The sequence below is a fragment of the Acetobacter fallax genome (assembly GCF_011516735.1).
Classification (GTDB): Bacteria; Pseudomonadota; Alphaproteobacteria; order Acetobacterales; family Acetobacteraceae; genus Acetobacter; species Acetobacter fallax.
Map to the genome: position 1 here is coordinate 1 of NZ_WOSX01000071.1, position 9,241 is coordinate 9,241.

The 9,241-nt window shown below is 56.7% G+C and carries 11 protein-coding genes; 9 read left to right on the forward strand and 2 right to left on the reverse strand.

What is annotated here, in order from left to right; all coding sequences use genetic code 11:
* Nucleotides 1–423: 423 nt before the first annotated feature.
* The 7 genes from GOB85_RS17645 to GOB85_RS17675 all read left to right on the forward strand — a co-directional run bounded on the left by GOB85_RS17645 (nt 424) and on the right by GOB85_RS17675 (nt 5,119).
* Nucleotides 424–912, forward strand: coding sequence for a lipocalin-like domain-containing protein (locus GOB85_RS17645; RefSeq protein ID WP_173578811.1), 489 nt, complete (start codon nt 424–426; stop codon nt 910–912).
* Between the two features lie 164 nt (nt 913–1,076).
* On the forward strand, nt 1,077–1,721 hold the full coding sequence (locus GOB85_RS17650) for a lyase family protein (protein WP_338421814.1): 645 nt from the start codon (nt 1,077–1,079) through the stop codon (nt 1,719–1,721).
* A gap of 91 nt (nt 1,722–1,812) precedes the next feature.
* Nucleotides 1,813–3,441 carry an NAD-dependent malic enzyme gene (locus GOB85_RS17655; protein WP_173578812.1) on the forward strand — a complete coding sequence of 543 codons (1,629 nt, stop codon included), beginning with the start codon at nt 1,813–1,815 and terminating at the stop codon, nt 3,439–3,441.
* Nucleotides 3,442–3,543: 102 nt separating this feature from the next.
* Nucleotides 3,544–3,792 (forward strand): AEC family transporter, encoded by a 249-nt coding sequence (locus GOB85_RS17660; protein ID WP_173578813.1) that lies wholly within the window; start codon nt 3,544–3,546, stop codon nt 3,790–3,792.
* 3 nt (nt 3,793–3,795) lie between these two features.
* Nucleotides 3,796–4,284 carry an IS66-like element accessory protein TnpA gene (tnpA, locus tag GOB85_RS17665; protein ID WP_173578814.1) on the forward strand — a complete coding sequence of 163 codons (489 nt, stop codon included), beginning with the start codon at nt 3,796–3,798 and terminating at the stop codon, nt 4,282–4,284.
* A complete protein-coding gene (tnpB, locus tag GOB85_RS17670) occupies nt 4,281–4,628 on the forward strand; it encodes an IS66 family insertion sequence element accessory protein TnpB (RefSeq protein ID WP_173578767.1) in 348 nt (115 codons plus the stop codon). Before tnpA ends, tnpB begins: the two co-directional genes overlap by 4 nt.
* Nucleotides 4,629–4,693: 65 nt before the next feature.
* Complete coding sequence (locus GOB85_RS17675) at nt 4,694–5,119, forward strand: IS66 family transposase (RefSeq protein WP_173578848.1); 426 nt, start codon at nt 4,694–4,696, stop codon at nt 5,117–5,119.
* A 51-nt stretch (nt 5,120–5,170) separates the two neighbouring features.
* Here the strand turns inward: GOB85_RS17675 and GOB85_RS17680 are convergent, their stop codons facing one another.
* Nucleotides 5,171–6,784 carry an ISL3 family transposase gene (locus GOB85_RS17680; RefSeq protein WP_081500468.1) on the reverse strand — a complete coding sequence of 538 codons (1,614 nt, stop codon included), beginning with the start codon at nt 6,782–6,784 and terminating at the stop codon, nt 5,171–5,173.
* A gap of 12 nt (nt 6,785–6,796) precedes the next feature.
* Here GOB85_RS17680 and GOB85_RS19475 point away from each other — a divergent pair, with 12 nt between their 5' ends.
* Entirely contained in the window at nt 6,797–7,123 is a 327-nt protein-coding gene (locus GOB85_RS19475; RefSeq protein WP_242011615.1) for a hypothetical protein, read from the forward strand.
* On the forward strand, nt 7,020–8,036 hold the full coding sequence (locus tag GOB85_RS17685) for an IS110 family RNA-guided transposase (RefSeq protein WP_228142503.1): 1,017 nt from the start codon (nt 7,020–7,022) through the stop codon (nt 8,034–8,036). The genes GOB85_RS19475 and GOB85_RS17685 overlap by 104 nt, the downstream gene beginning before the upstream one ends.
* Before the next feature lie 543 nt (nt 8,037–8,579).
* Here GOB85_RS17685 and GOB85_RS17690 read toward each other — a convergent pair.
* Nucleotides 8,580–9,241: IS110 family RNA-guided transposase (locus GOB85_RS17690; protein ID WP_173579004.1), on the reverse strand; the 662-nt coding region annotated here is incomplete at its 5' end.

Sequence of the window (9,241 nt, forward strand, 5' to 3'; positions counted from 1 at the left end):
TCGCCTCCAGCGCAACCCGTGACTTGAACTCTGCCGCATACCGTTTCCGCGTAACCTTGCCCATAAAACCCGTCCTCGTTCAGGCCAGATGATAGCTTATCGCCCTGTCCGGAAAATGGGGACCACCTCTGGATAAACCTGAATTTAGTATCCTGTGCCTTTATTTAGTTGCGGTTAGGCGACGCCTCGTCGTAATTGACGACGAACAAAATTAACCTCCGTAACTGAGATTTTCGTTCTCTCTGAAACATGAAAAATCCTGAAAAACTGACTTGGGATTCCACGTGTATCAACGTCGGACTGTGCCGTGCCGATGATTCCTGGATCGCCCGGCCGCCTACCTGACATGAGGAATTGCTCCGATATCGCCATCGGAAGCCGAAAATATCTCCGATAAGAGTAGCGTGAAGAGGATTTTTGAGAATGCTGGATCTGCACCGACTTCCTCAACATCAGGATATTCACGAAAATGATGAGTTGCGCCAAAGGTTGATAGGGACGTGGGAACTCGTGTCCTACCAAGTGGAACAAAAAGGAAGTTCCGCTCTTCTCAATCCTATGGGCAATACCCCCAGGGGGCGCGTGATTTTCACCGAAGATGGATGGGTTGCGTTCAACCTGGAGGGTAGCGACCGGCATCCGGCGCACAGCGACACGGATCGCGCAAGCCTTATGAGAACGCTGGTGGCGTATATCGGTCGCTACCGCATTGAGGGTGATCAGTGGATCACCCACGTTCAGACTGCCTGGGCTCCCGAATGGGTAGGGACCGAGCAGCGCCGGACCGTCTCCATGACCGAGCGATATGCAGACGTCGTAACGCCATGGAGAAGGATGCCGAATTGGGCTCCTGAGCATCTTTCTCGCAGCATCATACGTTTCAGGCGCACGATTACCGACACGTTGATCTGACTCCGGTTGTTTCTCAGGCATCGACTAGAAGCGGCCGGAGGCGATTATTGCCGGTCATGGTGAAAAAGGCACTGATTACATGGATAGAAGAACGATTTTGAAATCGGCAGCGCTCTCCTCGGCTGTGGGGTGCTCAGACGCAACGATCGCTGGAGCATTTCAGCATCGGAAAGGATCTTGTCCCGCAAGAAATGGTCCATGCGTACGCAATAGTAAAGAAAGCCTGTGCGAACGTAAACCATCGTGAGAATCGCCTTACGAATCAGCAGTTCCACCTGATCGTGCAGGTATGCGACGAAATACTCGCGGGAAAGCATGCAGACATGTTTCCGCTCCACGTATGGATGACGGGAAGCGGCACCCAGTTCAACATGAATGTGAACGAAGTGATTGCCAACCGATGCAGTCAAATCGCTGGTGAGCCGCTAGGCAGCAAGCGCCCGGTTCATTCGAACGACCATGTCAACATGGCGCAATCCTCCAATGATACGTTTCCGACCGCCATGCATGTCGCTGTGGCGACAATGGTCAAAAAAAGACTGATGCCGGCGCTCGACGCCCTGCGCGCGTCCGTCGACGAAAAGGCCGTGCGGTGGAAGGATGTCATCAAGATCGGACGCACGCATTTGCAGGATGCCGTTCCGACTCCCGTAATAGGCTATGACAAGGCGTCGAAGATTGCCCATTACGCGAGCGATCATGATCTGACGTTGAAAGAGGCAACCTTGAAGCTCGGATACCTGTCGCCGTCCGAATTCGACCGGATCGTCGATCCTAGGAAAATGCTGACTACTTACGTGGCGAAATAGGCGTTCTGGGCACGGTCGTGCCTGCTTGTCGCCGGCGGCCTTACGCGTGGGGCGCCGCAATCGCAAAATCTGACGTGGAGGAATATCCAAAATGATCGAACATAACCTCACAGGTAAGGCAATCCTTGTAAACGCGGAACTGAACAAGGAAACGGCCTTTACGGACGCTGAACGCCGCCGTTACGGATTGCGTGGGCTTCTGCCGCCTGCGATCGAGACGATCGAGCGTCAGCTCGAACGTGTACTCCATCAACTTGCGGTCAAGCCAAGCGACATCGAGCGGTACATTTATCTCGCGTCTCTGGCGGATCGCAACGAGACGCTTTTCTTTCATACCCTGATGTCAGATCCATCCTATTTCGTGCCGATTGTTTATGATCCCACGGTTGCCGAGGCATGCCTGAAATTCGGCCATATTATGCGGCGTAGCAAGGGCATGTATCTGACACGACACATGAAGGACGAATTTGTCGACATTCTTCGTGAATGGCCGGTCAAGGACGTCAGGTTTATCTGTGTGAGCACGGGCGGTCGCATTCTTGGACTTGGCGATATCGGAGCCAATGGAATGGGCATTCCCATCGGCAAGCTTCAGCTTTATACGGCCTGCGCCGGTGTTCCCCCTGGCTGCATGCTGCCGATTCTGCTCGATATCGGCACCACAAACGCTTCCTTGCGCGCGGACCCGCTCTATCTTGGTCTGCGAGAGGAGCCGCCGGAGGAGAAAGAAATCGACGCGATCGCCGATGCTTTTGTCGCCGCCGCTAACGACGTCTTCCCTGGTGTCTGCGTGCATTTCGAGGACTGGAAAGGCGTGGACGCGATGCGCCTTCTCGCGCGTTATCGCGATAATATATTGTGTTACAATGATGACATTCAGGGCACCGCCAGCATCGTGCTTGCCGGATTGATCACCGCTCTTCAGATCAAGAAAGAAAAGCTCCGCGATCAGCGGATCGCATTTTTCGGCGCGGGTTCGGCGGGAATCGGCATTGCAAACATGATCGTTTCGGCGATGGAAGAGGAAGGCTTGAGCGAGGCCGAAGCCCGTGCGCGCATCAGCCTAATGGACGTGAATGGCCTAATTGAAAGTGGACGTACGGACCTCAATGCGTGGCAGAAGCCGTTTGCCCGCGATGCCGCCGCCACGAACGACCTTCTGACTGTCGTCAAGACGTTCGAGCCTACGATTTTGATCGGCGTGAGCACGATCGGCGGCGCGTTCAAACAGGATGTGATCGAAGAGATGGCCAGGCTCAATGACCGTCCGATCATTTTCCCGATTTCTAATCCGACGGACAAAGCTGAATGCACTGCCGAACAGGCTTACAACTGGACCAACGGAAAGGCCCTGTATGCCGCCGGGGTCCAGTTCCCGGATGTCGAGCGCGAAGGAACGGTCTTTCACCCCGGCCAAGCCAATAATTTCTACATATTTCCGGCTATCGGCCTAGCCGTCTACGCGACGCGTCCCGAACGCATCACGGATGGAATGTTTATCGCAGCGGCACGGGCCACGGCGGACCAAGTGGATGAAACGGCCCGAAATAAGGGAATGCTGTTCCCTCTCCAGGCAGACATTCTTCAGACCGAGGTCACCACGGCGACGCGTATTGCGGAGTACATTTTCGATACTGGGATGGCGAGCGTCGAACGGCCGACGGACATTAGGGCGTGGATCGAAGGGCTCCTCTATCAGCCCCGCTATCGCGAGATTTAAGCCTCTCGGGGGTAACGATGATATTCATTGTTACCCCTTTGTGACGGTCGAGATACAGGCGTCCAATTTCCCCGAAGGTGTTCCGATTGCGAGGCGAAGTTAGTGAATATAAACATTCTGATCACGGCGATTGCCCCGGTGATCTTCATCATCGTCCTTGGATTTGCCGCAGGTGTTCGCAAGGATTTCAGTATAGCGGAGGCAAAGGGGTTTAGTCGCCTTGCGCTGCGCTACGCCTTGCCAGTCGCCTTATTCCTCGGGATGGCGCGCTTCGATCGCGACTTGCTTTTGCAACGTAAGCTCCCGGCGACTGACGCCTTGCTGAATATTTCTGGTCTGGTTCAGCTATGAAGCATGAACGATTTAAGAGATAGGGACGCGGTACTACCTGCGAGTGTCGCAGGTAGTACCGCAGAGAGGCTCCAAAGGAGCGGTAGAGAGACAGGTGAGCGGGACAGGCTGGCGGATGCCTCGCGGATCGAGATCGTTTCGGATCGCCGCCGCTGGCACGCCCCTGAATTTCGCGCGCGAGTGGTCATCGCGTCCTACGAGAGCCGGCGCCCCATAAGGGAGGTGGCTGCACAGTATGGGATCCATCCAAGTCTGGTGTTTCGCTGGCGGCGAGAGGCTCGGGCCAAAACGCAGGCCAAAGGCGGGACATCGTTCATACCTGTCATGGTGGCCCCGGCCCCCGAGCCGCCGCCATTGGAGCGTCGGAGAGAACAGGGAACGCTGTCCGGCCAAGCCGTCAGCCTGGTCTTTCCGGACGGTGTGCGGCTGGAGTTCGACACAGGGCTGTCCGCTGATCGTCTGCGTGAGATTGTGGGCGCACTACGATCATGATCCCGCTTCCTTCCACGCTGAGGATATGGCTGGCGGCTGGCGTGACCGATATGCGCCTGGGGATGCCCGGGCTGGCGTTGAAGGTCCAGGAAGCACTGGGTCGTGACCCTTTCGCGGGTGACGTCTATGCCTTCAGGGGCCGACGCGGCGACCTGGTGAAACTGATCTGGCACGATGGGATCGGCCTTTCCTTATATGCGAAGCGGATCGAACGCGGGCGTTTCCTGTGGCCTTCGGCAAAGGACGGAGCGATCCATCTCTCCCCGTCACAATTGACTTGTCTGTTGGAGGGTGTGGATTGGCGCAATCCGCAGAAAACATGGAGACCTGAACTGGCGGGATAATAAAAACCGCGCCAGGTCAGCATATACTGGTACCCTTTTGAGCGCCCATGTGATCAACTGCCTTCATGACGGGAGACACGGACGACATCATCGCCTTGCGCGCAGCACTTGCCGCTGCCGAGGCGCGTGCCGAGGTCGCGGAAGCCCGTGCGGCCAGCGCCGAAGTGCAGGTTGCCCATCTCAAACATCTTATCGCGCGGATGCGCCAGGATCGTTTCGGCACCTCGTCGGAGCGGGGGCGCCGCCTGCTGGCCCAGCTCGAACTCGAACTGGAAGAACTGGAGACGACGCTCGCCGAGGACGCGCCCGAAAATGCGGCGGATCCCGCCGTCCGCACGACAGCACCCCGGAGCAACCGGGGACGCCAGCCCCTGCGTGCCGACCTGCCGCGCGAGCGGGTCGTCATCCCCGCACCGACACAGTGTCCGTGCTGTGGCAGCGATCGTCTGAGCAAACTGGGGGAGAGCGTCACCGAGACGCTGGAGTGTTGATTTTCACTGAGAACTGGGTTCTTCCGCACTTTTCGTGATGATGTTTTTTGATTATGCGGGCTGAAGGACACGCGCCCTGAGGAGTTCGAAGCCTGCTCTTCCGAACATGGTTCGCTTGATCATTTTCAGTCGGCTGATCTGTCCTTCAACCGGGCTGGTTGTCCAAGGTGTGACAAGAGACGCTTCAATGGCAGCCGCATCCCGTTCAAGCGCGGGAATCAGACGTGACAGCAGCGTCGTCTTTCCTTCTTCCAGCAGAGCCTTCAGATCGCCTCCCGTGCAGGTGTCACCCCTTTTACAGAGCAGGGTCTGCATTTTCCTGAGCCAGCAGAGTGTGACGGCAAGGTGCGGTTCAGCTTCCAGAAGGGCAGGAACCAGCAGTCCCTCCTGTCCGGCAGATAACGGATCCTCTGCGAGAAGAAGCCGCGCAAGTCTGCGTCCCCGAGGTGCAACGACATGCGCGGAAGGAACGGGTTTCGCGGAACATCCCTGTCGCGTCGCCACCCATTTCCAGACGGTGCCATATTGTCCTGCAAAGCCCTGCTCCAGGAGTTCCCGCCATAGCTGACGACTATTGCGACATCCTTCGGACCATCTCTTTTCCAGGTGGGCTGTGTAAGGCACGAGTATGCTGCGTGACGGAACCGTTCTTTTCCATGGTGGTGCATGGCCCCGCTGAAACCAGCGCCGCACGGTTTTTCTCTCTACCCCGATCGTTGTGGCGATAGCCTGAATGCTGTGTCCCGCTGCTTTCAGGGCAAGAGCTTCCTTGAAAAGAATGTCACGCCGTTCCCCAGAGGCTGACCTGACGACCGCCTGCGCCTCTTCTGGATGCGCTCTGATTGTTTCAGATATTTTGCTTACGACCGTTGATACGTTCATCTGTCGTGTCAGGGTCCTGACAGTCGTCGTAAAACGGTCCAGAATGCTGACAAAAGCGTCTGACAGGTTCTTCAGCAGATGCCAGCGGTCTGTCACCTGAAGAGCGGATGGTGCGCCTCTGCGGCATCCGTCTGCATAAGTACCGGCACGGTCTCTGGCAATGATTTCAATACCGGGGTGGACCTGCAGCCATCGGGCAAGGGTATCAGCGTCCCGATCTGGCAGGAGGTCAATGACATCATTTTTCTCAAGATCGACCACAATCGTTCCATAGTGATGTCCCCGCCGCCATGCCCAGTCATCCACCCCCACCACACGTGTAAGGGCCGTGCCTTTTGTGGTGTTCTGCACACGTGAGAGAAGACGGCGGACAAGAGTATCCGCGCTGATGGGACAACACAGGCGCACGGTCATTCGTGCTCCAGCGGAACCGCCCAGGGTGTGGGCGATATAATAATGAAGATCGGCAAGACGTGTGGTCTGTCTGCCATGACGCACGGTTATCCCCTCGAGGGGCATGACAAACGTCCGACGTGGACAAAGCATCGTCTGGCAGAAAAAGCGCGGCACAGAAACGATCAGCGTGGCTGGACGGCCCTGCCATGGAAGATCCGCGAGTTTTCTCTGATAGAAACTGTGAATGCGTTGTGTCGGGCACTGACAGTCCGGACACACTGCACTCCGTTTTCGCAGACCGACTTCGATCTCCACTCTGTTATCCAGTGCAACAACACGACGAACGACGAGGGAACGGGGAAGATCAAGAGACCGAAGGCGTGACACTGGGGAATATCCATGAAAGTGAACGACTTTCTGGATTTCCCAGTTCCGGAACCTCAGTACAAGATACCCATCACGAAAAGTGCGGAAGAACCGTTTGCTGAACGGCTTCCGGCACGGTATCGGATTTCTTCTGTGATGGGGTGGACGGCTCCCAACGGCATCGCGATGTGCCAAGGTGAAGTCGTTGCAGAATTCACAGAGGAGGCCACCCATGGAACAAATTATCCGTATTGGCATGGACACGTCAAAAAGTGTTTTCCAATTGCACGGTGTAAACGCGAAGGAGCAGCCTGTTTTGCGCAGGAAGCTATCCCGCCGGGAGATGGTAAAGTTTTTTGAGAAACTGCCCCCGATTGAAATCGCGATTGAGGCCTGTGGCGCCTCCCATTACTGGGGGCGGGTGCTCTCGTGTCTGGGACACACAGTGAAGCTGATCGCGCCGCAGCTCGTGAAGCCTTATGTCAAGCGCGGGAAAAACGATGCCGCCGACGCGGAAGCCCTCTGTGAAGCGATGAGTCGGCCTACAATGCGGTTCGTCCCGCTCAAGAGCGAGGAAGAGCAGGCAGCGTTGATGCTGATTGGAATGCGGGCACGACTTATCCGGAACCGCACACAGCTCGCCAATACGATCCGGGGATATGCTGCCGAGTTTGGGATCACGGCGCCCAAAGGCATGTGCCGGATTGAGGCACTCCTTGATCGGATCGCTGCGGACGAAAGCCTGCCCACATTGACGCGCGAGTTGTTTGCCCTTCACGCAAAGGAATATGCTGAATTGCAAGGTGAAATCGAACAGCTTGAGGGCAAGGTGATGGCATGGCACCGCGCCAACGAATGCAGTCAGCGTCTTGCGAAAATTCCGGGCGTTGGCCCGATCGGCGCAGCGCTGCTGATGATGAAAACGCCTGATCCGCATCTGTTCAAATCGGGTCGAGCCTTTGCGGCCTGGATCGGATTGACGCCCAGGGATCACTCAACCGGTGGAAAAACAAGGCTTGGCAGAATCACACGCGCTGGCGATGAGGTCTTGCGAAGCACGCTGGTGGTTGGCGCGACCGCAGTCGTGTCGCATGCCCGGCGGACCAATGGGAAGAATGCCTCATCTTGGTTACGTGAATTGCTGGAGCGCAAAAAACCGAAACTCGCAGCGGTGGCCCTTGCCAATAAGATTGCGCGGATTGCCTGGAAACTGATGGTCAGCGGCGAACACTATAAGCGCCTTCTGCAGCAACCCGGCGCAGCTGCTGTTTGAGCTTAGCCTGGCACGATGCGCTGACATTTGACGCTCTCGTGCCGAGCTGAGGTCGTGGCTTGCAAGTAATAGAGCAGATGGTGTGATCGATCGATCCATGGCGTGAGAAAACCCGTGGCAACCAGTGGTCATCAAAGACCGCTTCTGTGTTTGGGGCTCACGCTGCGGAAGCCATCTTGGCCAGCGACCCTATGGCCGCATCAACAGGCCGGACATATGGAAGCAAAGATCCGATCATTTTCTTGCCTAGCCCCTTGCAAGGGGGAGCCGTCCACATATGGTTGCCGTCCGTTATGCAAGAGTTTTCTGACCCATATTGACGTGTGATCGTGTGCGGTCTTCTGTAAGGCCTGTTGATGTGGCCTTTCAGAAGCCACTGGCCAGTATGGTGATCAGCGGATCAGATCCAAATCTCACAGGCGTGCTTTAAAGCACAGAGAAATCCACTGGTTTTTCCGATCCGGATCAGACGATCATGCGCCCATTCAGGTCATCGCCCTCTCACACCCCTACCGGTTCCATCCGCGGGAGCCGAGCCATCGCTCAGGCTGCCACGGACAGGGCCGGATCCCGATAATCCTCCTGTTTTGTTGCCATGGCCCAGATGGCTCGTGCCATCCTGTTGGCCAGCGCAATGGCTACCAGCATACGGGGCTTGCGGGCCAGCATCCGTGCCAGCCAGCTTCCCGGTGCAGGGGCCTTACGGCTGGCCCAGTTCACCTGGGTCATGGCGCCCATGATGAGAAGCCTGCGGATATCAGCCTGCCCGGCTTTTGATATCTTCCCCAGCCTTTCCTTTCCGCCAGATGAGAACTGACGGGGCACCAGCCCCAGCCACGCAGCAAAGTCGCGCCCGCGCCGGAAGCTCTGCAGGTCAGGCGCAAAAGCTTCAATCGCAAGAGCGGTCAGAGGACCCACTCCAGGCATGCTCTGCAATCTGCAGGTGTTTTCACTTTCCTGGGCAAGCATCCTGATCTTCTTTGTTCTGACATCAATCCGCACACTCTGCTCCGAAATCTGTCGCAGCAGATCAAGGCATTCCTGCTTCACAGCCTCTGGCAGAACCGCCTCATCCAGCATGGCTTCAATGTGTCTGATATGCGCAATCCCCTGTGGCACGACGAGACCGAATTCATACAGAACGGCACGCAGGGCATTCACCAGTTCCGTGCGCTGGTGCACCAGACGCTGCCGGGCCCGGAAAA

Excerpts from the sequence above, each read along its gene's own strand:
- GOB85_RS17645 (WP_173578811.1), top strand. The coding sequence starts at position 424 with ATGCTGGATCTGCACCGACTTCCTCAACATCAGGATATTCACGAAAAT.
- GOB85_RS17655 (WP_173578812.1), top strand. The coding sequence starts at position 1,813 with ATGATCGAACATAACCTCACAGGTAAGGCAATCCTTGTAAACGCGGAA.
- tnpA (WP_173578814.1), top strand. The coding sequence starts at position 3,796 with ATGAACGATTTAAGAGATAGGGACGCGGTACTACCTGCGAGTGTCGCA.
- tnpB (WP_173578767.1), top strand. The coding sequence starts at position 4,281 with ATGATCCCGCTTCCTTCCACGCTGAGGATATGGCTGGCGGCTGGCGTG.
- GOB85_RS17675 (WP_173578848.1), top strand. The coding sequence starts at position 4,694 with ATGACGGGAGACACGGACGACATCATCGCCTTGCGCGCAGCACTTGCC.
- GOB85_RS19475 (WP_242011615.1), top strand. The coding sequence starts at position 6,797 with ATGAAAGTGAACGACTTTCTGGATTTCCCAGTTCCGGAACCTCAGTAC.
- GOB85_RS17685 (WP_228142503.1), top strand. The coding sequence starts at position 7,020 with ATGGACACGTCAAAAAGTGTTTTCCAATTGCACGGTGTAAACGCGAAG.